Origin of the sequence: Bacillus sp. FSL K6-0972 (genome assembly GCF_037976035.1) — a bacterium.
Lineage (GTDB): Bacteria > Bacillota > Bacilli > Bacillales > Bacillaceae > Bacillus > Bacillus haynesii.
The window spans coordinates 1,226,994-1,248,928 of sequence record NZ_CP150260.1; the positions used below are offsets into that span (position 1 = coordinate 1,226,994).

The window sequence follows — 21,935 nt, forward strand, 5'->3', positions numbered from 1 at the left end:
CTAATGGAAGAGGCTGCTTTATGCATTTCCGACAACATTCTGGTCGCTTACATCCGGGTCTATATAATTTGTCGCGTTTATACCATTGTTGACGATAAGAAAATCTCCAGTATTACCAGCACCAGAACCGAGTGCAGACTTTGAAGAGCTTTTTGGAGATAGATAAAAAGAATCGCCGAAATTCACTACTCCTCCTGAGATTTCATTGATTTTAATGGGTCCGACAATGGCTGGCATGATTGATCGACATCCTTTGTAGAAGTCTCTGAACCAGTATATGTCGGGCGGGCTGTTATTGTGAGTTCCTTGCAGGAGGAAGCTTTCTGATATGTTTGACTCTTGAATCGGCATTGATTCGGTGTGTTGATCCAATCTGAGCAACGGAGGAGGATGATACACCGTTAATTTTAATCGCCCTTACTCGGATGAAGGGGATCTCATGGAAAAAAGCCGAGCAGACGCCGGTTTCGGGAAGAGGGTATGGGATCGGCTGCCTGAAAAGCTGAAAATCATCCTGTTTAAATGACCCTTCATTACCGTAAAAAAGAGAAAGGTATCTTTGAACAGCGAGTACTTTTGTTTTGAGGAACTGCTCTTCCGTATCCCCGATTTGCAGCGTGCTGCTTATTCCGACAGAGTGTACTTTTAAAAATTTCACTTTGGACGTTCTGAGAATCATGATTCCGGCGCCAGCGGGACAAACGGCCCGACAATGAGAGATTCAGGCGGTGTATCAAAAATCGATGACAGAGAAATGCAATCCGTATCACCAACCAGGAAAACAGAAGAAGTGGACACACCAGTGATCACAATATTGCCTACATCAAAACAGCGGTTCACAACGGTAAAATTCATTCGTTTTCATTTCCTTTCATTTCGTCAGGTATCGATGTGAGAAAGTGCTCGATTGCCCGTGCAATATCACGTTTCACGTAATCGGCCAGCCGTTCTGCATGTTCGCGGGGCTGGATGTTTCCGTCAGGCTTCACATGTTTGACGTAATAGCGGATGCGGCTGTCGATTTGCTTTCTGATGTCTTCGATAATGTGGTGGCGGTTTGTATCGTCCAATTTACTGTCATACCGGTCTTCTAGCTGTTCCAGCAAATGAGGGGTTTCTTCATTTAAGTAGGCATCGACGAGCTGTCTCGTTTGCTGCATCAGCTGGCCGTCGACCTCCTGCTGAAGCATTCCGATGCCCGGCGGCTGCTGGCTGATTTCAAAGTTCTCCACTTGATCCGGATCTGTCGGATTGAGCCCGATGTTGAGCGTTCCGTCCAAGCGTTCAATTTTTAATTGATCAAATTTGTATTCGATCCGGTCAATCCGGGTACCGGGATTTTCTTTCAGTTGGTTCAATTCCGACTGCAATGCGGCAATCTGCCTTTCGAGGCGCTGGATTTGCGCAGCCTGCTGCTGCAAATACCCATACCAGTTCTGTGGATTGCTTTGTTTCATGAGATTACACCCCCGTGTATCCTATGGTACTGTAACAGAAGGAGCATGAAGAGGAACGAGAGTTGGTTGAGTCCCGTCTTCAAAAGCGTCGTCAAAAACTTTGCCGCCGGCGACAGGCGGGGCGGCTTCCGTGTAGCTGCCTGTATTATAAAGGTTGGCAAGTGTTTTAATGGAGCCCGCGCTCCCGATCTGCAAGACGGAAGAGTTGCTGATGCCTTCGACTCTTAAATAGTTGATTTGAATCGATTGGTTGATATAAAAATTCATGTCCCCACCCCCTTACAGGTTGCCCGCGACCGGCTGATCGATCATATCGTTGTCATATGTGTTGGTGATGCTGTTCTGGTTGTATACGCTGAGTCCGTCTCCGGTATTGAAGCTGCCGGCGCCTGCGAATGTTTTAACTTCTGCATAAGGAGAAATCGTGATGCAGTCTCCGACATGAACAACGCCGCTCGTACCGACGGCATTTACTTTAAAAGCTCCGACAATAGCTGGCATGATGGCACACCCTTTAAGTAATCAAACGTTTTTTATGGGCTATACACCATATCCTATGTTAATTAGGCGCTTTTGTGATAAAAAAGAGGTTTTTCCGTGAGTGCTGTTCACGTGCGGGTGAAACTCATCAGATGGGAAAACGTATGAATAAGGAAAACGGTGCGATAAGGAGAGGAGACGTATGTATTTTCAATTGAATGCGATGTCAATCGCTGCAGCCCTGCTGTTCTTTGCGGCCGCCTATGCAGTCGGAATAAAAAAGCAAACCTGGATATTGCGGGGATTTCGCCGGGAAAGGGTAAGGGATCAGGATAAGCTGGCCAAAATCGCAGGGTATTTCTTTTTGAACAGCGGATTTTTGTTATTCTTGAACGGGTTTGTTTATATCCCGTATCAAGAGTCCTTTACGCCTTCAGTCATTCTTGCCTATGGTGTTTGCACGATGATTTATGTTCAAAAAACAATGGCCGAATAGCCAAAGCTGCGTCCTGAAATCAACGGATGATGAAACGGAGGAGAGGGAAGGCAGGGCATCAGGCGCAGCTTGCAGTCGGAGGTCATGACGTGTGGCGGCCCTTTCTTTCTTCCACATGTACGCAGCTATCATCCTTTTGCATTCTTTGATTCAGCAAGTTGTCCAATTCCTGACTGCATTGAATGGCCTCTTTTGAGTTGATGCCGAACTTTTCGGCAGCTTCAAATAAGGCCAGTCTTTTTGCTTCAATTTTATTGTTCATCATGGCAGTCTCCAACTTTCGATTTGTATTTTGAGTCGGTGATTTCAGGTATTCAGCATTGATGTCCCTTGATATTGCTAGTATACCTTATTTTGTGTTAAAGGGATTTTTTTCGCCAATATGACAAAAAATGTGACATTTTTTTCGGAGGACAGCGCCCGTTTATAATCGGGAAAGCTCGAAAAGCAGGAACCGCTTCCTCTGTTCGATAAAATGAAAAATTTGTTTTTGCTCATCTTCGAGCCGGCTGTATGTGACGGTTGAATAAGGATCATGTTCAAGAAAAGGCGCGATTGTCTCATGCCAGTTTACCGCAAACCGTGAAAGCCGGCTGATTGTAAATTGGCGGTGCAAGACGTTTTTCATTAAATTAAAGTATTGGGACTGAAAAGCCGGGATGTCGAGCAGCCTCGCAGACAGTGTATTATAGCCTTTCGCCGGAATCCGGTTGTGTTCCATTTCTTCCCCGTGAATATTCCGTCCCCATGTCGCGTCATAATCCCATGGAATGATTTGAAACGTTTTTGTGCGATCGTTTAAATAAAGCGCGTAGTTATGGACGAAGCCGTCGAAATTTTGGGTACAGACGGCGCCGATGAGCCACAGCAAATATTGTTTGACATCGAGATAGCGTTTGATTTCCTTTTCAAATATGTCGTCTTTGGCGGTATTGATAAAGTAGATAAATTCTTGGAGGTAATCATCGTGGCGGTTTGACCCCGTTTTTCTTTCGTATCCCTGCATGAGATTTTGCTTAGCCTTTTTATTGAAGGAACTCAGCAGAGAAAAATTAGCATCGTCATCAACGGCATAATAAATGGCCCCCCTTTCTAAATTTCTCCTCTTTAAGAAATGATCGTCAACAGATTCGATTTTTAAATAGATGCCTTCTTTTTTTTCGTTGAGATAAAGGAAAACGTGCGATGCTGCTGGCGCAAGGACGCCGATTTGTTCAAAAAAATGAAAGGAAAGCCTGTTTCTGATGAAAGACGGGTCGTGATATTCCGCGTTCAAATGAAACGCAGCCTCGGCAGCCTTTTCTTTTTTGTCCGGATATTGAATGAAATAGGATTTTTTTGTAAGTTTGCGGGTGTGGGCCCCTCTGTATGACACTGCGACAGGCATCTTTGCTGAACCGGTCAAGAGCATGCCGGGAACGGCTTCATCACTCCAGACGTCTTTTTTCAACTCAAGCAGATGCTTCGGATGAATGTGCAGCCAGAAGGCCGGCAAGGCAGTGGCACTCATCATCATTTCCTCCTTTTTCAGCTGACATATCATATGTGAAAAAAGCCTGTCCCGGAAGCAGACCGCCTAAGTTTGACCAAAAACAGTCATTTGCCTCAGTACACCTGTCTTTACGGTGCGTATGATAAATCAGGACATAAAAAAGGAAGAACAGGAGGTTACAAGATGAGTGGTGTCCATGATCATGACATTAAAAAGGCAGTAGATCAGCTGAAGAGTGAAGGCAGAGACCATTATTTAGACCGGGAACCCGAAGAATCCGCCGGCTCGGGAAAAGAGCGGCATCCGCATAACATTTGGGATCTTTGGTGGGGGATAAAGCCGGACAGAAGCAAAAAACATCATAAAAGCAAAAAGCCTGACGACCGTGAAAAACCGGATAAAAGCAAAAAGCCCGACAAAAGTAAAAAACCAGACGACTGCAAAAAGCCTGACAAAAGCAAGAAACCAGACGACTGCAAAAAGCCTGACAAAAGCAAGAAACCAGACGACTGTAAAAAGCCTGACAAAAGCAAGAAACCAGACGACTGTAAGAAACCGGATAAAAGCAAAAAGCCTCACGACTGCAAAAAACGGGACAAATGCGGCCGCAAACACCCCGATCATCATCGCTGCAAGAAGACTCACCATCATAAAAGAGGCGGCTATGAAACCATTACAAAATGGTCTGACGGAAATCTGACCGAAGTCATCTACCGGAAAAAATAAGAAAAGCGGCTTGCTGCATAGTGAGCCGCCGTTTACTTTTCCGGGAAGGAACGCCCGGGACTTTAGAAGCGGTTTGCAGAAAGAGGAAAGGAATTTTCATTTTTTTAGAGAATATGTAGAATAGTTTTAAATCAGACTGCGGGGGAATATTTATGAAGTTTGCGACAGCAAGGCTACACAGCCGTGCATTTGTAGGGCTTGTCATGGATGAGAAGATAATGGATTTGCAAAAGGCGGAAAAAAAGCTGTTTGAGCTTGAAACGATACCTGAAACGCTTATCGAATGCGTAAGCGAGGGAGAGAAGTTTGTCCGCCATGTCGAACAGCTAGTGGAATGGTCAAAGAAGAAAAACAGCGAAGAGAGCGGTTCGTATATTTATCCGCTGTCAGACGTCGATTTGCTTGCACCGATTCCTGAACCGCGGAAAAATGTAATCTGCATCGGAAAAAATTATCGGGATCATGCGATTGAAATGGGAAGTGAAGCAGATATTCCCGAACATATCATGGTGTTTACAAAAGCGCCGACTTCGGTCATCGGCCACATGGAAGGGATTGATGCCCACCAAGGCGTGACAGAGGCGCTCGATTATGAAGGCGAGCTCGCGGTTGTCATCGGCAAAACGGGAAAGAACATCCCGAAAGCTGAAGCGCTCGACTATGTGTTCGGCTATACGATCATTAACGATGTGACGGCGCGCGATCTGCAAAAAAGGCACAAGCAGTTTTTTATCGGCAAAAGCCTTGATGCGACTTGCCCGATGGGACCGTTTCTTGTACATAAATCAATGGTTGAAGACGCAGGCGACTTGAGGGTGGAAACGAGAGTGAACGGCGAACTGCGGCAGTCGGGCAGCACAAAGGACATGATTTTTCCGATTGCGGAAATGATCGAAACGCTGTCCAAAGGAATGACGCTTGAAGCGGGGGATATTATCGCCACCGGTACGCCGTCAGGAGTCGGCAAAGGCTTTCATCCGCCGAAGTTCCTCCGAAAAGGCGATCAAGTCGACATTACGATCGAACCGATCGGAACGCTTTCCAATACAGTTAAATAAAGGATTGTCAAATGATTGGCTTTAGCATATAATGAAGCTGTCAAACTTTTAAGAAATGAGGGATGTGTGATGAGAATGGATATTGTCTTTTTTGCCCAACAAACGATCATTGCACAGCCCATGTAATATTTCGACTGGTATTCTTCAAATGGATCTGGTGATATTTCCATGGGCTGTCGAAGCGGCTCATGGAGTGTTTATGTGTTGAAAGAGCCGTGTATTTGCGGCTCTTTTTTTTGTTTAATCAATCATCAGATCTTTAGGAGGAAACCGCATTGAATTTATCAGCATTAGGCATCAAATATATCATGGAAGCTTTAAAGGACGAGGAAGGTCTGGTTTTAGGGAGGATCGCCCTTGAGCATAAAAGGGTGTACCGGGTATGGACGGAAGAAGGAGAGTGGCTGGCCGAAGTCTCCGGCAGGTTGCGGTTTGAAGCGGAAAGCCGTGGAGACTACCCTGCTGTCGGCGATTGGGTGTATATGCGCCCCCGTGGCGGCGAAAAGAAGGGGATGATCACGGAGGTCGTTCCCCGATTCAGCAAATTTTCGCGCAAAGCAGCGGGTGAGCCGGCGGAGGAACAGATCACCGCAGCTAATGTCAATACGATCTTTCTCGTCAATGCGCTCGGTCAGGATTTTAATGTGAGAAGAATCGAACGCTATTTGCTGCTGGCATGGGAAAGCGGAGCCAATCCCGTCATCGTCTTGAGCAAAGCCGACATCGCTGACCGGATGGAAGAAAAGGTGCGCCAGGCGGAATCCGTGGCATTCGGGGTGCCGATTCACGTCATCAGCGCCCATGAAGGTAGTGGGATGGATGAGCTGAAAGCGTATGTGAAACAAGGGGAAACTGTCGCTCTTTTAGGGTCGTCAGGCGTCGGCAAATCAACGATCATCAATTTTTTTCTAAAGGAAGACAGGCAAGCCGTGCAGTCCGTCCGTGAAGATGATGACAAAGGGCGGCATACGACGACACACAGGGAGATGTTTATGCTGCCTGAAGGCGGGCTTTTAATCGATACGCCGGGGATGCGGGCCTTGGAGCTTTGGGAATCGGAAGAAGGATTCAGGCAGAGTTTCAGCGATATTGACCAGCTTGCGGAAACATGCCGATTTTCAGACTGCCGGCATCAAACAGAGCCCGGCTGCTCCGTGCAGGAGGCGCTGGCTGACGGCAGACTGGATGCGGGCCGGTTCCAAAGCTACCTGAAATTAAAAAAAGAGCTCGAATACCTCGAAAGAAAAACGGACAAACGGGCGATGCAGCAGGAAAAAAAGCGGTGGAAACAGATATCGAAAAGCATGAAAAAGAACAAAAACAAATAAATGAAAAAGGCGCTGATAAATGGCTTCAGCGTCTTTTTACTGCGGAGATGACAGCGTTCACATTGTTTTGTTTAATGGACCGGTTCATGATAAGATAAGAACGATACCTGATTTGATAGGGGGAAAAACGAATATGACGCATATGCATATCACGTCTTGGGTGATCGCGCTCATTTTAGTGTTCGTTGCTTACGGACTTTACTCATCTGGAAACAGCAAAGGCGCAAAAATTACACATATGATTCTCCGCTTATTCTATATTATCGTGATCATTACCGGGGCGCAGCTCTTTTTAATGTTTACGGCATGGAACGGAGAATACATAGCAAAGGCCTTGCTCGGTCTCATCACCATCGGATTCATGGAAATGCTTTTAATTCGCAGGAAAAACGGAAAAGCGGCCACTGGGATCTGGATCGGCTTTATTGTCGTTCTGCTTTTGACGGTTGTGCTTGGACTCCGGCTTCCGCTGGGCTTTAAAGTGTTTTAATTAAAAGACATCGGTTCTTAATGAGGACTGGTGTCTTTTTATGTCGGCGGCTTGAAGGTTGAAATCATCACGATTCGTTCCCCGTCTGAAGCGGTCCATTCGAATCTGTCCTTCCATTCCTCTTTTCGTTCGTAATGATGCTGCAAGGCGCATTGTTTCATATCATGAGAAAACTGATAAAACGAAACGCCCTTCACATCCTTTTTCCCGGGCCAAAAACTCAGGCCGTTATAGGCGAAGACGCAGTCAAAGACGGAGAAGCCGAGGCTGTTCAGCTGATCCAAAAAAGAATAGAACTGTCCGTCTTCCAGATCGTTCAAAAATTCGAGAAATGCCTGTTTTACCGTTTTCAGATAACGGATCGATTCTCCGCCTGTCAGCTTCACGGTCTCCGGCTTTTCCGTTACGGCGAATTGATCAAACAGTTCGGCTTTTTGCCATTCTCCGTCTATGCTGATGAAAACTCCTGGGCTGTTCAGGCTTTCAACCAGAAATAAATCTCCTTCTTCATTTTCAATCAGGCAGATCCCGTCTTCCATTAAAATTTTGCCGTAAATCCATTTGCGCTTTTCGGCATAAAGTCGTTTTTGGCGTTCGGTGTCCATGGGCGGTCTCCTTTCTTATTTCGTTTTTTCCAAAACGAGCTTGTCTCATACAAGACTCTGTTGGACAATTCAACTATTATTTTAAGGTGCATAAAATAGGTAAAGTGACAAAGGAAGTGAAGCCTAAAGCAGAGGAAGAACATTAGAATTGGAGCTGATCGACAATGTGTGGAATAACGGGGTGGGTCGATTTTAAGAAGCCGCTTGTCCGAGAGCAGTCAATCATGGAAAAAATGACTGATACGCTTTCGAAAAGAGGACCGGATGATACGAATATTTGGGGAAAGCGTCATGTTTTATTCGGACATAAACGTTTGGCAGTTGTGGATCTGGAAGGCGGCAGACAGCCGATGACCCGCACACATCAAGGATACGATTATACGATTTGCTATAACGGCGAGCTCTATAATACGGAAGATTTGCGGAAGGAGCTTAGGCAGCGGGGGCATCAATTCAGGAGCCACTCAGATACAGAGGTTTTGCTTCATTCATACATGGAATGGAAAGAGGAATGCATCAACAGGCTGAACGGAATTTTTGCATTTACGGTATGGGATGAAAAGCGCGATCTTCTTTTTGCGGCACGCGACCGGCTCGGCGTTAAACCGTTCTTTTACACCGAACAGGACTCATCTTTTTTGTTCGGATCTGAAATCAAAGCCATTCTCGCTCACCCTGAAGTGAAAGCAAAGGTCGACCGTTCAGGGCTGGCCGAAATTTTCGGCCTCGGGCCGTCGAGATCGCCGGGGAGCGGTGTTTTTAAAGGAATAAAGGAGATCCGCCCGGGGCATGCGATGATTTTCTCAAAAGACGGTTTAACGGTTTGGCGCTACTGGAATGTGAAAAGCGAGAAGCATACGGACAGCTTTGACGAAACGGTGGAAAATGTGCGGTCGTTGTTTCAGGACGCCGTCACAAGGCAGCTTGTGTCTGATGTGCCGGTATGTACGTTTTTATCAGGAGGGGTCGATTCGAGCGCCATTACCGCAACGGCCGCCAAGCATTTTGAGAAAGAAGGAAAGGCGCCCCTTCATACGTTTTCGATCGATTATGAAGACAATGAGCGATATTTTACGTCGAGCTCATTTCAGCCAAACGCCGACGGCCCGTGGATTAAAAAAATGTCCGATGCATTCGGAACGGTTCACCACAACTGCGTGATTTCCCAGGAGGAGCTGGCCGCTTATTTGGAAGAAGCCGTACTGGTCCGGGATTTGCCAGGGATGGCTGATGTCGATTCTTCCCTGCTGTGGTTTTGCCGCGAGATAAAAAAAGATTTTGTCGTAAGCCTTTCCGGGGAATGCGCGGACGAAATTTTCGGCGGCTACCCTTGGTTCCATTCGGCAGAAGATGTGAAAGGTTTCCCATGGATGAGATCAATGGAAGAACGGATCGGACTTCTGCAGGACGGCTGGCAGAAAAAGCTGAATCTCAGCGAATATGTGAAGGCGAAATACGAGGAAACGGTTAAAGAAACACCGCTGCTGGAAGGAGAAACGGGTGCGGAGAAACGAAGGAGAGAGCTGTTTTACTTAAATATGCTCTGGTTTATGACAACGCTCTTGGACCGAAAAGACAGAATGAGCATGGGGGCGAGCCTCGAAGTCCGGGTTCCGTTTGCGGATCACAGGCTTGTCGAGTATGTCTGGAATATTCCGTGGGATGTCAAAATGCATGGCAGCCGTGAAAAAGGCATCTTCCGCAAGGCGCTGGAAGGCATTTTACCTGATGAAGTGCTGTACCGCAAAAAAAGCCCATATCCGAAAACGCACCACCCGGCTTATACGAAAGCTGTCATTCGCTGGCTGGAGTCGCTGCTGGAGCAAAAAGACTCGGCGCTTTATGTTTTCTTAGACAAGAAAAAATTGGAGCGGTTGATTGAGACGGAGGGCGCATCATTTCAAGTTCCCTGGTACGGACAATTGATGAAGGGGCCGCAGCTGATCGCGCACCTTGCCCAAATCCATACTTGGTTTGAGACCTATCGAATTGATATCGAGGAATAACATAAAACACCCGGCATATGCCGGGTGTTATGCGTTTTGGCAAACGAAACGGCGGCGTTTTTTGAACACCGCCGCTGATTTTAATGATCAGCTGACCGAATGGATGAGAGTCAAACCTGTTCTGTTTTGGAAGACGGTCCCGGCTTTAAATTGTTGAGCCGAGAGACAAGATCCGTTCCGAAAGCGGAGCTTTCGTCAACATTGCCCTGATCGATGTAGCTTTCTTTATACTCGTATGCGGAAGAACCGTGTTCGGCATAATCGAGTCCGGAAATTTCCTCTTCTTTTGATACCCTGATCGGAGCGAGAGCTTTCATTACAGCAGTGACAACCGATGTGGCAGCGAGGGTCCAGGCTGCGATCGCCAAAATGCCAACGGCTTGAATGCCGAGCTGTGCGGCTCCTCCTCCGTAAAAGAGACCGCTCGATGTATTGAAAAGCCCGACTGCAAGCGTCCCCCAAACACCGCAAACACCGTGAACGGCAATGGCGCCGACGGGATCGTCAAGCTTCAGCACCTGGTCGATAAACTGAACGCCGACAACTAAAATGACACCGGCGATACATCCGATCAATATCGAGCCTGTAAATGAAACGCCGTCCGCGCCCGCGGTAATTCCGACAAGTCCGCCAAGCGCGCCGTTCAGCGTCAGGGAAGGGTCGATCCTGCCGTAACGGAAATAAGTGAACAGCGCCGAGCTGACGACTCCGCCCGATGCCGATAAAAGGGTTGTGGTGATGACGTGGGGGACGGCGGCGGGATCAGCCGCAAGCGTGCTTCCGCCGTTGAACCCAAACCAGCCGAACCACAGGATGAAGACGCCGAGTGCGCCCAGCGGAATGCTGTGTCCTGGAATGGCGTTGACCTTTCTGTTTGCATATTTTCCGATCCGCGGCCCGAGAAACATGACAGCCGCAACCGCGCCCGCGGCGCCTGTTAAGTGAACGATCGCAGATCCGGCAAAATCAACAAATCCGAGGTCGTACAGCCAGCCTTCACCCCAAGTCCAATGGCCGACAACCGGGTAGATGAGACCGGTCATAAACAGCGTCAAGATCATGTAGCTGCCAAGCTTCATCCGTTCAGCGACAGCGCCGGAAATTATGGTTGCGCATGTAGCGGCAAACACGGCTTGAAAGACGAAAAATCCGACATCCTGATCACCCGCTAAAGCAAAACCGCTTGTGCCGATGAACCCGCCGGCACTGTCCCCGAACATCAACGCATATCCGGCGAAGAAATAAAGGATGGAGCCGATAGAGATCGTCAGAAAGTTTTTCATTAAAATGTTTAACGTATTTTTAGCTCTCGTAAAGCCTGATTCAACCATCGCGAAACCGGCGTGCATAAAAAAGACGAGCAGAGTGCCGATGGCCACCCAAGTCATGTTGACCGAATCATTGACCGTTTGCGCCGTCGGTTCGGCGGCCAGAGCTGATGCTGCGAGGAAAAAACTGAGGAACAGGACGAAAGATACCTTGGTTTTCATAAGAATCATCCTTTCTAAAGTATCGGCTAAAAGAGGCAAAAGGGAATTGGGCGTTTTACACAATCGCTTCCTTTCCGGATTCCCCTGTCCTGATTCGAATCGCGTTTTCAATCGGAAGCACAAAGACTTTTCCGTCGCCGACCGTATTTGTCGAACATGTGCTTTCGATGATTTTGATAATTTCATCAACGCTCTCCGATTCAATCACCATCTCGACTTTCACTTTAGGCAGCAGCTTGATTTCATAGGAGGTGCCGCGAAACAAAGCCTGTTTCCCGCGCTGCTGGCCGCAGCCGGCAACCTCTGAGACTGTTAATCCGTTTATGCCAACCTCTTCAAGCTTTTTACGGAGGCGGGGAAACTGTTCGGGGCGTATAATCGCTTCGATTTTTTTCACAATGTAAATCCTCCTTTTGGTGTAAGGTTTTATTACGTGTATTGTTATGTTTATTATCATACGTAAAAGTAAATTGAAAATCAATACGAATTTTCAAAAAAATTAATCTATTAGACCTATTCTTCGAGAGGTCTGTGTTCATAGAATGAAATTTTCGTTAACTTTTATAACATGAAAAACCTGCTTTCTGTTGAAAGCAGGTTATGCTGCAAATCCTTTTTGAAGCCACATTTTAGATCTCCATCTTCTGTACATCAAAATGCCTCTGACCCATTCGTCGGCGATGAAAGAAAACCAAATTCCCGCCAGGCCGAATCCAAGCTGAATGCCGAAAATATAAGCGATCGGAAGGCCGATTCCCCACATCGAGACAATCGCCATATAAACCGGATATTTCGCGTCTCCCGCAGCTCTGAGAGAATTAATGATGACCACGTTAAACGAGCGGCCCGGCTCCAGGATAATCGTCAAAAGGATCAGTATACTGGCCGTTGCGATAATATCAGGATTGCTGCTGAAAATGCCGATCAGCTGTTTTGAAAACACAGCGAAGAGAACGGAAGTAAATGTTGTAATGGCCAGAGCCCACCACAGGCTTTTCAGACAGCGGCTGTATGCTTCATCAAATTGTTTCGCGCCGATATGGCGTCCGATTAAGATTTGCGTTCCTTGGCTGATCGCTGTACCGAAAAGCATGATAAACATCATCAAATTTTGGGTATAGACCTTTGTCGTCAGCGCCTGTGCGCCCATCAGCGTGATAAAATAGGTGACAATCATCTGTGACGCGTTATACGAAAGCTGCTCCCCTGCTGAAGGAATCCCGATTTTCAGCAGTTTTTTCAGATGACTTTTCTTTAAGACAAACAGCCGTTTGGACAACAGCGGCATGCCGACGCGCTTTTTGACAAGCAGAGCGATCGCCAAAAGGCCGATGATGCGGGCGATTGAAGTGGACATTGCCACGCCGGCTACGCCTAAAACCGGAAAGCCGAACGGTCCGAATATGACAAGATAGTTGCCGGCGATGTTCAGGATATTCATGCCGATGGTGACAACCATTGTGTCCTTTGTATGCCCGTAGCTTTTCAAAATAGCGCTGAACGTCATGATGAGCGCTTGGATAAAGGACAGTCCGCCGACGATCTGGAGAAAGATGCCGGCCTCAGCAAGCAGGTTGGCGGACAGACCCATCATCAATAAAAGCGGTTTGGCAAATATATAAATTGCCGCACTGATGAATAGACTGATGATAAAATTGGCGCTAATGGAAACATAGCCGACTTCCATCGCTTCGGCTTTTTGCCGTGCTCCTAAAAATTGAGAAATAATGACGGTTGTTCCTGTTGCGATAAAACCGAACATCACAATGATCAAGTTCAGCATTTGGTTGCTGACGCCGACGGCTGCCACGCTGTCGTCGGAATATTGGCTGAGCATCAGGGTATCTGCGTTGCCCATTAACATATATAATGAAACCTCGATAAAGATAGGCCAAGTCAATGTGAATAAAGAGAGGTTTTGAGGTGCTGTTTTTTTCATGGCGTTTAACCCCTTTCTTTTAAAAATCCGTTTTATAGTGTAACGCCATTTTCTTATAATAAGAAGAGACGAAACCGATACTTCTTGGAGAAATCCGACTTGATGAAAAGGGGAGAGAACATGGAACATATCATCTTTACAATTCCGCCGCTCCCTGTGTTGATAACCGGCGGAGAAGGACTGTTCAAAAGAGGGGAAAAGCATGTGAGGCGTGAATATTCCGTGTTTGATCTCTTATATGTAATACAGGGGGAACTATTTTTAACTGAGGACGGCGAGCCCCATCAGATCCGGGAAGGGGAATACATCATCCTTGTTCCGGGGCTCGAGCATTATGGACACCACGGCTGTCAAAACGATACCCGCTATTTTTGGCTGCACTTTCAGGAGCCGTCCTATGGCTTCGCGCAGCAGGGAGGTGAGAACTGGACCGAACTCAAGCTGAAGAAGGGGACGTTTGAAACGCCGACATTATATCATTTAAAGATTCCGAGAAAGGGAAAGATCGACCAAAAAGCGTTTATTGAACAGCAGTTTAGGCGTTTGATTGACGATTCCGCCCAAAATTCCGACCTGCCTCTTCGGAAGCAGCTCTTATTCGAAGAGCTGCTGATTCACTTGCAAAAGGAGGCGTTCCACATTCCTTCGGCGAGTGAGCGTGTGGCATCCGAAGCGCAGCATTACATCGACCGTCACTATAAGGAGAAGCTCAGCATGGAGCAGCTCTCGGCTGCCCTTCATTATCACCAGGACTACATTACCCGCTGCATGCAAAAGGTGTTCGGCATCACACCGGGTCAATACGCCAATAAGGCTAAGGTTTTTGAAGCGAAGCGGCTCCTCTCTTCTACAAACGACAAAATGTCATCGATTGCCGAACAAGTCGGAATCGATGATCCGACATATTTTTCAAAGCTGTTTAAACAAATAGAAGGGATTTCGCCCGTTGAATACAGAAAGATGATGAAGAGAAATATTGAGTGATATTTTCAAAGCATAGGAGGAGAAAAGTTTGGCATCCATCAATGGTGAAAAAGTAAAACTGCGTACGATCACAATGGATGACCTGCCCGGATTATGGAGGATGATTTACGGAACTCAAAACCCTGAATGGAAAAAATGGGATGCCCCTTATTTTCCGCTTCAGCCCGAACCGTTTCAATATTTTCTCGACTCTTTTGTGCCGGCTTTAAAAGAAAAACCGCCGCGCTATTTGGCGATAGAGATCGAAGGAGAGCTGAAAGGTTCCGTTTCTTACTATTGGGAATGCCGGCCGACACGCTGGCTGGAATGCGGAATCGGCATCTATGATCCGCGATTTTGGAACGGAGGATACGGCACGGAAGCCGTAGAATTATGGGTCAGCTTCCTGTTTGAAAACGTCGATGTGCCGAGAATCGGAATGACGACGTGGTCCGGTAACAGGCGGATGATGAGGTGCGCCGAAAAAGCCGGATTTAAGATGGAAGGCCGAATTCGCAAAGTCAGATATTATGACGGAGTCTATTACGATTCAATCAGATACGGAATCCTGCGGGAGGAGTGGGAGCTGATTTGCGGCGGAAGTTGACACGCTCTATAATATAATATTAGAAATCTTTCATCAGCGGACTAGAGGGGACCAAAATGAAAAAAACCATTTATGATGTAGCAGAAGCTGCCGGCGTTTCGATTTCCACGGTTTCCCGGGTGATCAACAATACCGGGAGAATCAGCAGGTCGACAAGGGAAAGAGTGCATGCCGTCATGAAAGAACTCGATTACCAGCCGAATGTTCACGCTTCTGCGCTTACGGGAAAGCGCACGAACATTATCGGCCTGTTGACGCCCGATATTGCAAACCCGTTTTTCGGCGAGCTTGCCAAAAGCATTGAAAAGCGGGCGGGCGAGCTTGGCTTCAGTATTATGATGTGCAGTACTGACCGCGATCCGAAAAAGGAGACAACGTATTTCTCAGTGCTCAAGCAAAAAAGCGCCGACGGCATCATTTTTGCAACCGGCATCGAAAATCAGGAGAGCATGGCTGCGCTCGAGGATATTGCAAAAGAGGGCATACCGCTCGTGATGATTTCCCAGGACCGCGCTCTTGTTCCGATGGATGTCGTGGTCATCGACGATTTTATGGGCGGATACTTAGCGACGCGGCATTTAATTTCGCTCGGCCATAAGACAATCGCCTGCATCGCCGGCGACGGATCGACAACCGGAGAAAAAGACAGGCTGAAAGGTTTCGAAAAAGCGATGGATGAAGCCGGCATCAAAGTGGATGAATTGCTCATTGCCGGAACCGGTTTTTCCCTGGAATGCGGCAAAAAAGCAGCCGGTCAGATTTTCGAAAGCAACATTCCGACCGCCGTTTTCGCCATGAATGATGTGCTCGCGTGCGGAGTCATTCAGACTGCAAGGGAATGGGGGCTTCATGTTCCAACTGATTTATCGGTCATCGGCTTTGATAATACGTTTTTAGCCGAAATGACCGATCCGCCGCTGACGACAGTGTCGCAGCCGATTGAAGAAATGGGCCGCCGTGCGGCCGAGCTGCTTGCCGAAGAAATCAGCGGCAAGAAAAGCTCGAAAAGCAAAATCATTCTCACGCCTGAAGTTGTCGTCAGACAGTCGACGGCCCCTCCATTTAAAAAAGAAGCATATGCCGAAAAGAGCGGGTTTTAATAGAAAAACGCTCTTTTTTCGTTTATAAAGAGCAAGCGCTTGACCTAATTAAATTCTAAAAACCATTGCGGATAAAATAAATACAGGGTAAAATCAGAAATGAAATGAGCAAGCGCTTTCTCTAATTAATAAAGCGCTTTCATAAGATGCAAAGGGGGAGAAGAAAATGACAGAATTAGTGAGATGCGCCGTATTGGGGCTCGGAAGGCTCGGCTATTACCACGCGAAAAACCTCAAAACCGAGGTGCCCGGAGTCCTGCTCGCGGCTGTAGCCGACCCGGCAGAGGGAAGGGCGAGGGAGATTGCTGCTGAACTGGGTGTTGGAAAGTGGTTTGAAGATCCGTTTGAATGCCTGCGCGACCCAGAGATTGATGCCGTCGTCATCGTTACGCCGACATCTACTCATGCCGAAGTCATCAAACAGGCGGCCGAATGCGGCAAACAGATTTTCGTCGAGAAGCCGCTGACATTAAATCTTGAAGAATCAATAGAAGTCATTTCCAAAATCAAAGAAACGGGCGTGATTTGCCAGGTAGGGTTTATGAGGCGGTTTGATCCTGCTTATGCGGATGCCAAAAGGAGGATCGATACCGGAGAGATCGGCAAACCGATCTATTATAAAGGGTTCACGCGCGATTTTGGCTCTCCTCCGGCTGAATTCATCAAAAAAAGCGGCGGTATTTTCGTCGATTGTTCGATTCATGATTATGATATCGCGCGTTATTTAATGGGGGCTGAAATCACTGCTGTTTCCGGTCACGGAAGGGTTTTGAAGCACGCGTTTATGCCGGGATGCCATGACGTCGATCAAGCGCTCACCTATATGGAGTTTGAGTCGGGAGCGGCGGGTGATGCGGAAGCAAGCCGCAATTCGTCTTACGGCCACGATATACGCGCAGAAATTATCGGAACGGACGGCAGCATCTTCATCGGGACGCTGCGGAACCCGGCGGTTACCGTGCGGACCGGACAGGGGAGCAGCTATAATATCATTCCCGATTTCCAGGCGAGGTTCCATGAAGCGTACTGCTTGGAGCTGCAGCACTTTGCCGAGTGTGTTCGCAACAAAACGAAACCGCTTGTGACTGAAGTGGATGCGGCAGTCAATTTGGAAATCGCGCTTGCGGCCACGCATTCCTGGTCAACAGGCAAGCCCGTCAAGATCCAGTATCAGACGAAACAGCTTACGGTATGAAATGGGGACTGCGGTCACATAGGATCAACAGAAAGCAGGGCGGAAGAAAACGTTTCTCCGCCCGGTGCGGCCTTTCTCCCCGCGTTTTCAACCAACTGTCACCTTATTGCGTATTCTCAATCGGTCTCAGATTCAGCTGGTAGTCCACCTTAACATCCATGTTCTCCCAACGCTTCAGCCACGCTTTGTCGCTCATCGGCTTTGTAAACGGAAACAGCGCTTCGCCGCCGACTTCAAGCGGATCAACCCGAATGTTTTGCATGTCCTTTATCATATCCGCCGTTTTCTTTTCCAATTCAGATTCTACATCATGGACAAGTGCGTTGAATTCGCTTTGATCCTGCAAGTTTTTATCGCCTGTATATTCTTCAATTCCTGCGTTTAGGCTGACCTTCATTGATAAAGCCGTATTGTTTTGATTCAAGTCGAACGTGACGGTTGAGCGGACTTGGCCGATCACGATAGACAAGTTGGGGATCGTGAGGAACTTCAGGAACCTGTTATTGTTGATCAGCTGAAAAATTTGATCGTCTATGCCGGCCAGGACCTTCACGAATTTGTCGTTTCGGAAAAGTCCTGTTCCTTCATATGTGAACTGGTTTCCATCGGTTCTGAAAACAGGCACGTATGGATCTGAAAAGTGGGTGTACAGCTGGTTTTTGAATTGATGCAGGTTGACGATGCTCATTTCACCCTGGTTGGCTCTTTCAAAATGCCTTAACGTCTGATAAAGATAAAAGTCAAAATTCTCGTTTTGCTTCAATTCGCTCAGTATATATTTGTCAAAATCGCCTTTGACGAGGATGAGATAAAGGCGGGGGCCGATTTTCGGGTCTGACAGGAGCGTGTTGACAATCGGAAGTATGCCCTTGTCGGCGAGATTTTCTTCGATCATCACCATTCTCAGCTGCCCGTTTTTCAGCTCGTTGTAATAATTTAAATTAAAGCGCTTTCCTGCTTGTTTGATCATATCGACTTCAGTGCTGAACAGCCGCTTTTTTTCAAGGCCTACCGGAGGGACGACGGTGCTCATCGAGATCTTTCCTTTTTTTCCTTCTTTCATGTACCAAAAGGTAACCGGTGAGATTTCTTCGATCTCATTGTTTTCGACAAATGGAGAGCAGCCTGCAACCGCTATGAAAATCCCAAGTACGATACAGCAGTTTAATATGAGGCGTTTTCCGCTGGTCATGGTATGCGCCCCTTTCGTTTTCCGGCGATGACAAGAATAGCCGGAATCAATGCATAAGTGGCGGCTCCGATGGATACTTCGATCAAAAACCACATATTCTGCTCCTTTCCGGACTGCCAAAACCAGGTGCTCATGATGAGCGAACATCCCATGATCAGAAGGAAGCTGAACAGAAATCCTCTTCGTGTTACCGGTTTGGACACCCTTTTAAATAAAATACGGATGCCTCCGTAAAAGCAGAGCAAAAAAATTGCGATCACAAACGCAAAATGAAACATATGGGCAGACAGAAGAAACGTATCGATCCGCTCCAAAATCGGCGACTGCAAATAGCGGAGCATGTTCATCACCGGAAAAACGGTTTCCCGCAAATAAGAGGAGCCGTAGAAAAACAGTGCACCGATAAACAAAAACAAGTATTCGAAGAGTGAAATCGCATTACCGACCGATAAACATTTCAGCACATTTGCTTCCTTGCTGAACCACGGAGCCAGACAAATCAAATACTCGGGACTGGAAAAAGAAGACCACATGACGAGTAGTGCCTTCCAAGAATGTTCAGTCCATTCAAAAGGAATCAGCGGGTATAAATCAGTCAAGGAAGCGATCGGGGGTATATAAAATCTGATAAAAAGGAACACCATCCAAAATGATGACATAAAGGCGATAATGACAAAGCGCATCGTATTTTCCATGCCTCGGGAGGCAGCATACCCGCTGATAACCAGAATAAAGATCACGAGCCAGTTGATATTGATCGCGGGAAAGATGAAATGTCTCACTGTTTCGGCGTAGCTTGTGATCATGATCGCGATCTTTAGCGCGAGTTGAATTAAGCCGATCAGAATAAAAAATCGCAGCTTGCGTTCGCCGAAGAGGGCGGCGAAGCCTTCGTAGCCTTTTGCGGCAGCTGGAGAAGACAGCCATTTGGACAACAGGTACAAGTTGAGCTGGGACAGCATTCCGACAGCGAGCATGACGAACATCATGTAAGGGTGAACGAGATACATCGGCAGAACCAAAATGAAAAAAAGGACTTGCATACGGTTGGCGATAAGGGCGATGTAAATGCCGCCGAGAGGCCGTGTCTTATGAAAAAATTGAAAAGAACTCAAGCCGCTTCATCTCCTTTTTACGTACCGCCATTTTTGCAGGGGATGCAGGTATTCGGGGCGCTTTTTCAGCCAAATCAATGGACTTCGTATAAAAAGATCGAGCCAATCGCGCCAATATAATGGAGTAATCGGTGCAAAATAAGGCTGCTTGAGAGAAGTGAGCCCGTTCAAATGAACAAACAGCCCGATCATTCCGAAGATCAATCCGAAAAAACCGAGACAGGCGGAGAATACAAGCATCGTAAAATGAATCATAGTGTGCCCTTTGGCGATGATGTAGTTGGGAACCAAAAATGACGCGACCGTTGAGATGCCGACCAAAACGATCAGCACTTTGCTGACAAAGCCGGCCTGCACCGCCGCTTCCCCAATCACAATCCCCGAGATGACCCCCAATGTTGAACTTGATTTTGTCGGCATCCGCACGCTGGCTTCCTTAATAATTTCAATGACGAGCAGCATAAGGACCGCTTCCCAAAACGGGGTGAACGGCACTTTGCTCCTTGATTCGATCAGCACGTAAAGGATCTGGAGCGGAAACATATGATAATGATGAGTCGACAAGGCGACATACAAAGGTATTAACAAAATAGACAGAAAAAAACTGGTGTAGCGCAGCATTCTAAAAAAGCTGGCAACCGGCCAGCGCGTCGTATAATCTTCAGCGGAGTGAAATAGATGAAAAAACGTGATTGGTGCATGTAAAACAAACGGCGTCTGATCGACCAATATGGCGATTTTGCCAATGCTTAAATTGTATGCGGAAATGTCGGGACGCTCGGTCTGCTGGAACTGCGGGAAAATCGAATGATGATGATCTTCAATTAATTCAGTGAGCTGTGCGGAATCGAAGATCATGTCAAAATCGGTTTCCGCGATTTTTTTTCTGGCTTCCTCAATCAATTCTGGATTGGTTAATCCGGCAATATAAACGATGACAACGGATGTTTTGCTGAGCGAACCGACCGTCAGCCTTTCCGCTTTTAAATTGGTTAAAGGCAGCCTGCGCCGCAGCAAAGAAAGATTGACGTCGAGCTGTTCGGTAAAACTGTCTTTCGGACCGTACATCACCGTTTCGGTTTGAGACGGTTCGATTGGCCGGCCGACCCGATTTTCAGCAGGAATGGCAAACCACTGCTGCTGAGCCGGATCATGGATGATGATCGAACCGGACATCAGCCACTCTTTTGCATTTTCCAAAGATACGATCGGTTCCACGTGCAAAACAAAGGTTTTTAAACAGCGATATATTGACTCTTCTTCGCCGCTCGTGATCAGAGGCCTGATGATCGACTGCTGCAACAGCACCCGGTCAATGATCGTATGTAAATAGTAAATTACTGCTTTTTGTCCGCCTTTTGTTTCATGCTCTTCGATCACCGCATCAGCCATACCGGCGGTGGCATCACGAAGGGCATCTCTCGTAATGGGAGCGCTCCGCAATCCGGCTCCCTTTCTTTTATATTTTCGAAACATGGACATCCCTCATCAGCGATTGGTCAATACCGGGTTACCGGATGTCCTTATTGTGCTCGCTGCTTCTCAGGTTTATGCGGACAGAAGCCGCGTTCTCAAAATCAGGTAAACAGCGAGGCGCCGAGGTAGGCGGCTAGCCCCCACATAACAGCCGCAGATCCTTTATTGAACAAGGTCAGTACGAACCCTTGCGAATCGAGCTGTTTGAGAAGTCTTCCCGCTGCGGCAAGTCCTAGGAACCATAGCCACGAAACCATCATGCATGCACAGGTGAATAGCCAAAGATCCGCTCCTTCATACGCTAAAGAGTTCGTGCCGATTACGCCGACGATATCGAGCAAGGCGTGCGGATTTAAGAGCGACACGGCCGCAGCAAAGGCGATTTGCTTTTTGGCCGGCATAGCTTCGGACGCGCTTCCCACTGCTGGCTTGCTTCTCCATGTGGCCCATCCCATATAAATGAGAAACAGAAATCCTCCGGCCAAAAGGACAAATTTAACTTCGGGAAGACCAGCGACAGCCGCGGAAATACCTGTGACTGCAAGTATAATCAGGAGGGAATCGCACAACGATGCGGAGATGACAAGCGGCATAACGCGCCAAATGCTAGATGATGCAGCCCCTTGCTGAAAAATCAGGACATTTTGCGCGCCGAGCGGCAAGATCAGTCCAAAAGCGAGAATGATTCCGTGAATAGATGCGTTCATTACTGCAAAAACC

The 21,935-nt window shown here is 47.4% G+C and carries 26 protein-coding genes; 10 read left to right on the top strand and 16 right to left on the bottom strand.

Features of this window, described 5'->3' with window-relative positions:
* Positions 1 to 18: 18 nt before the first annotated feature.
* From MKX80_RS06145 to MKX80_RS06170, 6 genes are read right to left on the bottom strand one after another with little or no spacing between them, the layout of a single operon-like run.
* On the bottom strand, positions 19 to 237 hold the full coding sequence (locus MKX80_RS06145; RefSeq protein WP_016885923.1) for a spore germination protein: 219 nt from the start codon (positions 235 to 237) through the stop codon (positions 19 to 21).
* 55 nt (positions 238 to 292) lie between these two features.
* A complete protein-coding gene (locus tag MKX80_RS06150) occupies positions 293 to 679 on the bottom strand; it encodes a spore germination protein GerPE (protein ID WP_154994084.1) in 387 nt (128 codons plus the stop codon).
* Entirely contained in the window at positions 676 to 855 is a 180-nt protein-coding gene (locus tag MKX80_RS06155; RefSeq protein WP_009328893.1) for a germination protein GerPD, read from the bottom strand. The genes MKX80_RS06150 and MKX80_RS06155 overlap by 4 nt, the downstream gene beginning before the upstream one ends.
* The gene (locus MKX80_RS06160; protein ID WP_268342776.1) at positions 852 to 1,457 is read right to left on the bottom strand and encodes a spore germination protein GerPC; all 606 of its coding nucleotides are present in this window, start codon (positions 1,455 to 1,457) and stop codon (positions 852 to 854) included. The genes MKX80_RS06155 and MKX80_RS06160 overlap by 4 nt, the downstream gene beginning before the upstream one ends.
* A 21-nt stretch (positions 1,458 to 1,478) precedes the next feature.
* Complete coding sequence (locus MKX80_RS06165; RefSeq protein WP_268342775.1) at positions 1,479 to 1,724, bottom strand: spore germination protein GerPB; 246 nt, start codon at positions 1,722 to 1,724, stop codon at positions 1,479 to 1,481.
* A 12-nt stretch (positions 1,725 to 1,736) separates the two neighbouring features.
* On the bottom strand, positions 1,737 to 1,958 hold the full coding sequence (locus MKX80_RS06170; protein WP_075754903.1) for a spore germination protein: 222 nt from the start codon (positions 1,956 to 1,958) through the stop codon (positions 1,737 to 1,739).
* Between the two features lie 181 nt (positions 1,959 to 2,139).
* Between MKX80_RS06170 and MKX80_RS06175 the strand changes: the two genes are divergently transcribed.
* Positions 2,140 to 2,433, top strand: coding sequence for a DUF3784 domain-containing protein (locus MKX80_RS06175; RefSeq protein WP_154994086.1), 294 nt, complete (start codon positions 2,140 to 2,142; stop codon positions 2,431 to 2,433).
* A gap of 82 nt (positions 2,434 to 2,515) precedes the next feature.
* Here the strand turns inward: MKX80_RS06175 and MKX80_RS06180 are convergent, their stop codons facing one another.
* Positions 2,516 to 2,695: an aspartyl-phosphate phosphatase Spo0E family protein gene (locus MKX80_RS06180; protein WP_154994131.1), complete on the bottom strand. Its 180-nt coding sequence runs from the start codon at positions 2,693 to 2,695 to the stop codon at positions 2,516 to 2,518.
* 162 nt (positions 2,696 to 2,857) lie between these two features.
* Positions 2,858 to 3,943, bottom strand: coding sequence for a CotH kinase family protein (locus MKX80_RS06185; RefSeq protein ID WP_154994087.1), 1,086 nt, complete (start codon positions 3,941 to 3,943; stop codon positions 2,858 to 2,860).
* A 165-nt stretch (positions 3,944 to 4,108) separates the two neighbouring features.
* Between MKX80_RS06185 and MKX80_RS06190 the strand changes: the two genes are divergently transcribed.
* The 4 genes from MKX80_RS06190 (at position 4,109) to MKX80_RS06205 (ending at position 7,527) form a co-directional block, all read left to right on the top strand.
* Complete coding sequence (locus MKX80_RS06190) at positions 4,109 to 4,651, top strand: hypothetical protein (protein WP_154994089.1); 543 nt, start codon at positions 4,109 to 4,111, stop codon at positions 4,649 to 4,651.
* Positions 4,652 to 4,803: 152 nt separating this feature from the next.
* Positions 4,804 to 5,709 (top strand): fumarylacetoacetate hydrolase family protein, encoded by a 906-nt coding sequence (locus tag MKX80_RS06195; RefSeq protein ID WP_268342773.1) that lies wholly within the window; start codon positions 4,804 to 4,806, stop codon positions 5,707 to 5,709.
* Positions 5,710 to 5,984: 275 nt separating this feature from the next.
* A complete protein-coding gene (gene rsgA / locus MKX80_RS06200; RefSeq protein ID WP_154994093.1) occupies positions 5,985 to 7,037 on the top strand; it encodes a ribosome small subunit-dependent GTPase A in 1,053 nt (350 codons plus the stop codon).
* Between the two features lie 133 nt (positions 7,038 to 7,170).
* Positions 7,171 to 7,527, top strand: coding sequence for a YisL family protein (locus tag MKX80_RS06205; protein ID WP_043927356.1), 357 nt, complete (start codon positions 7,171 to 7,173; stop codon positions 7,525 to 7,527).
* 38 nt (positions 7,528 to 7,565) lie between these two features.
* On the opposite strand, the gene MKX80_RS06210 is transcribed toward MKX80_RS06205, so the two are convergent.
* Complete coding sequence (locus tag MKX80_RS06210; RefSeq protein WP_043927357.1) at positions 7,566 to 8,132, bottom strand: DUF2777 domain-containing protein; 567 nt, start codon at positions 8,130 to 8,132, stop codon at positions 7,566 to 7,568.
* A 164-nt stretch (positions 8,133 to 8,296) separates the two neighbouring features.
* On the opposite strand from MKX80_RS06210, the gene asnB reads away from it, so the two are divergent.
* A complete protein-coding gene (gene asnB / locus MKX80_RS06215; RefSeq protein ID WP_154994095.1) occupies positions 8,297 to 10,138 on the top strand; it encodes an asparagine synthase (glutamine-hydrolyzing) in 1,842 nt (613 codons plus the stop codon).
* 110 nt (positions 10,139 to 10,248) lie between these two features.
* Here asnB and MKX80_RS06220 read toward each other — a convergent pair whose 3' ends face one another.
* The 3 genes from MKX80_RS06220 to MKX80_RS06230 form a co-directional block, all read right to left on the bottom strand.
* The gene (locus MKX80_RS06220) at positions 10,249 to 11,628 is read right to left on the bottom strand and encodes an ammonium transporter (protein WP_234112845.1); all 1,380 of its coding nucleotides are present in this window, start codon (positions 11,626 to 11,628) and stop codon (positions 10,249 to 10,251) included.
* 55 nt (positions 11,629 to 11,683) lie between these two features.
* Complete coding sequence (locus MKX80_RS06225; protein WP_154994099.1) at positions 11,684 to 12,025, bottom strand: P-II family nitrogen regulator; 342 nt, start codon at positions 12,023 to 12,025, stop codon at positions 11,684 to 11,686.
* A gap of 201 nt (positions 12,026 to 12,226) precedes the next feature.
* Positions 12,227 to 13,567, bottom strand: coding sequence for an MATE family efflux transporter (locus tag MKX80_RS06230; protein WP_154994101.1), 1,341 nt, complete (start codon positions 13,565 to 13,567; stop codon positions 12,227 to 12,229).
* Between the two features lie 120 nt (positions 13,568 to 13,687).
* Between MKX80_RS06230 and MKX80_RS06235 the strand changes: the two genes are divergently transcribed.
* The 4 genes from MKX80_RS06235 to MKX80_RS06250 all read left to right on the top strand — a co-directional run bounded on the left by MKX80_RS06235 (position 13,688) and on the right by MKX80_RS06250 (position 17,432).
* Positions 13,688 to 14,551 carry an AraC family transcriptional regulator gene (locus MKX80_RS06235; RefSeq protein WP_154994103.1) on the top strand — a complete coding sequence of 288 codons (864 nt, stop codon included), beginning with the start codon at positions 13,688 to 13,690 and terminating at the stop codon, positions 14,549 to 14,551.
* Between the two features lie 28 nt (positions 14,552 to 14,579).
* Positions 14,580 to 15,137: a GNAT family protein gene (locus MKX80_RS06240; protein ID WP_339228161.1), complete on the top strand. Its 558-nt coding sequence runs from the start codon at positions 14,580 to 14,582 to the stop codon at positions 15,135 to 15,137.
* A gap of 56 nt (positions 15,138 to 15,193) precedes the next feature.
* The gene (locus MKX80_RS06245) at positions 15,194 to 16,237 is read left to right on the top strand and encodes a LacI family DNA-binding transcriptional regulator (RefSeq protein ID WP_339228163.1); all 1,044 of its coding nucleotides are present in this window, start codon (positions 15,194 to 15,196) and stop codon (positions 16,235 to 16,237) included.
* A 166-nt stretch (positions 16,238 to 16,403) separates the two neighbouring features.
* Positions 16,404 to 17,432, top strand: a complete 1,029-nt coding sequence (locus MKX80_RS06250; RefSeq protein ID WP_268343127.1) for a Gfo/Idh/MocA family oxidoreductase — start codon at positions 16,404 to 16,406, stop codon at positions 17,430 to 17,432.
* A gap of 103 nt (positions 17,433 to 17,535) precedes the next feature.
* Here MKX80_RS06250 and MKX80_RS06255 read toward each other — a convergent pair whose 3' ends face one another.
* The 4 genes from MKX80_RS06255 to MKX80_RS06270 form a co-directional block, all read right to left on the bottom strand.
* Positions 17,536 to 18,624: a Ger(x)C family spore germination C-terminal domain-containing protein gene (locus MKX80_RS06255; RefSeq protein WP_234112848.1), complete on the bottom strand. Its 1,089-nt coding sequence runs from the start codon at positions 18,622 to 18,624 to the stop codon at positions 17,536 to 17,538.
* Positions 18,621 to 19,739 (bottom strand): GerAB/ArcD/ProY family transporter, encoded by a 1,119-nt coding sequence (locus tag MKX80_RS06260; protein WP_339228167.1) that lies wholly within the window; start codon positions 19,737 to 19,739, stop codon positions 18,621 to 18,623. The genes MKX80_RS06255 and MKX80_RS06260 overlap by 4 nt, the downstream gene beginning before the upstream one ends.
* A gap of 6 nt (positions 19,740 to 19,745) precedes the next feature.
* On the bottom strand, positions 19,746 to 21,215 hold the full coding sequence (locus MKX80_RS06265; RefSeq protein ID WP_268343124.1) for a spore germination protein: 1,470 nt from the start codon (positions 21,213 to 21,215) through the stop codon (positions 19,746 to 19,748).
* A 101-nt stretch (positions 21,216 to 21,316) separates the two neighbouring features.
* Complete coding sequence (locus MKX80_RS06270; RefSeq protein WP_268293910.1) at positions 21,317 to 21,922, bottom strand: LysE family transporter; 606 nt, start codon at positions 21,920 to 21,922, stop codon at positions 21,317 to 21,319.
* Positions 21,923 to 21,935: the final 13 nt, after the last annotated feature.

What these genes read in the sequence shown, in the direction of transcription:
- MKX80_RS06145 (WP_016885923.1), bottom strand. Translation starts at nt 237, where the DNA reads ATGCCAGCCATTGTCGGACCCATTAAAATCAATGAAATCTCAGGAGGA.
- MKX80_RS06150 (WP_154994084.1), bottom strand. Translation starts at nt 679, where the DNA reads ATGATTCTCAGAACGTCCAAAGTGAAATTTTTAAAAGTACACTCTGTC.
- MKX80_RS06155 (WP_009328893.1), bottom strand. Translation starts at nt 855, where the DNA reads ATGAATTTTACCGTTGTGAACCGCTGTTTTGATGTAGGCAATATTGTG.
- MKX80_RS06160 (WP_268342776.1), bottom strand. Translation starts at nt 1,457, where the DNA reads ATGAAACAAAGCAATCCACAGAACTGGTATGGGTATTTGCAGCAGCAG.
- MKX80_RS06165 (WP_268342775.1), bottom strand. Translation starts at nt 1,724, where the DNA reads ATGAATTTTTATATCAACCAATCGATTCAAATCAACTATTTAAGAGTC.
- MKX80_RS06170 (WP_075754903.1), bottom strand. Translation starts at nt 1,958, where the DNA reads ATGCCAGCTATTGTCGGAGCTTTTAAAGTAAATGCCGTCGGTACGAGC.
- MKX80_RS06175 (WP_154994086.1), top strand. Translation starts at nt 2,140, where the DNA reads ATGTATTTTCAATTGAATGCGATGTCAATCGCTGCAGCCCTGCTGTTC.
- MKX80_RS06180 (WP_154994131.1), bottom strand. Translation starts at nt 2,695, where the DNA reads ATGAACAATAAAATTGAAGCAAAAAGACTGGCCTTATTTGAAGCTGCC.
- MKX80_RS06185 (WP_154994087.1), bottom strand. Translation starts at nt 3,943, where the DNA reads ATGAGTGCCACTGCCTTGCCGGCCTTCTGGCTGCACATTCATCCGAAG.
- MKX80_RS06190 (WP_154994089.1), top strand. Translation starts at nt 4,109, where the DNA reads ATGAGTGGTGTCCATGATCATGACATTAAAAAGGCAGTAGATCAGCTG.
- MKX80_RS06195 (WP_268342773.1), top strand. Translation starts at nt 4,804, where the DNA reads ATGAAGTTTGCGACAGCAAGGCTACACAGCCGTGCATTTGTAGGGCTT.
- MKX80_RS06205 (WP_043927356.1), top strand. Translation starts at nt 7,171, where the DNA reads ATGACGCATATGCATATCACGTCTTGGGTGATCGCGCTCATTTTAGTG.
- MKX80_RS06210 (WP_043927357.1), bottom strand. Translation starts at nt 8,132, where the DNA reads ATGGACACCGAACGCCAAAAACGACTTTATGCCGAAAAGCGCAAATGG.
- asnB (WP_154994095.1), top strand. Translation starts at nt 8,297, where the DNA reads ATGTGTGGAATAACGGGGTGGGTCGATTTTAAGAAGCCGCTTGTCCGA.
- MKX80_RS06220 (WP_234112845.1), bottom strand. Translation starts at nt 11,628, where the DNA reads ATGAAAACCAAGGTATCTTTCGTCCTGTTCCTCAGTTTTTTCCTCGCA.
- MKX80_RS06230 (WP_154994101.1), bottom strand. Translation starts at nt 13,567, where the DNA reads ATGAAAAAAACAGCACCTCAAAACCTCTCTTTATTCACATTGACTTGG.
- MKX80_RS06235 (WP_154994103.1), top strand. Translation starts at nt 13,688, where the DNA reads ATGGAACATATCATCTTTACAATTCCGCCGCTCCCTGTGTTGATAACC.
- MKX80_RS06245 (WP_339228163.1), top strand. Translation starts at nt 15,194, where the DNA reads ATGAAAAAAACCATTTATGATGTAGCAGAAGCTGCCGGCGTTTCGATT.
- MKX80_RS06250 (WP_268343127.1), top strand. Translation starts at nt 16,404, where the DNA reads ATGACAGAATTAGTGAGATGCGCCGTATTGGGGCTCGGAAGGCTCGGC.
- MKX80_RS06255 (WP_234112848.1), bottom strand. Translation starts at nt 18,624, where the DNA reads ATGACCAGCGGAAAACGCCTCATATTAAACTGCTGTATCGTACTTGGG.
- MKX80_RS06265 (WP_268343124.1), bottom strand. Translation starts at nt 21,215, where the DNA reads ATGTTTCGAAAATATAAAAGAAAGGGAGCCGGATTGCGGAGCGCTCCC.
- MKX80_RS06270 (WP_268293910.1), bottom strand. Translation starts at nt 21,922, where the DNA reads ATGAACGCATCTATTCACGGAATCATTCTCGCTTTTGGACTGATCTTG.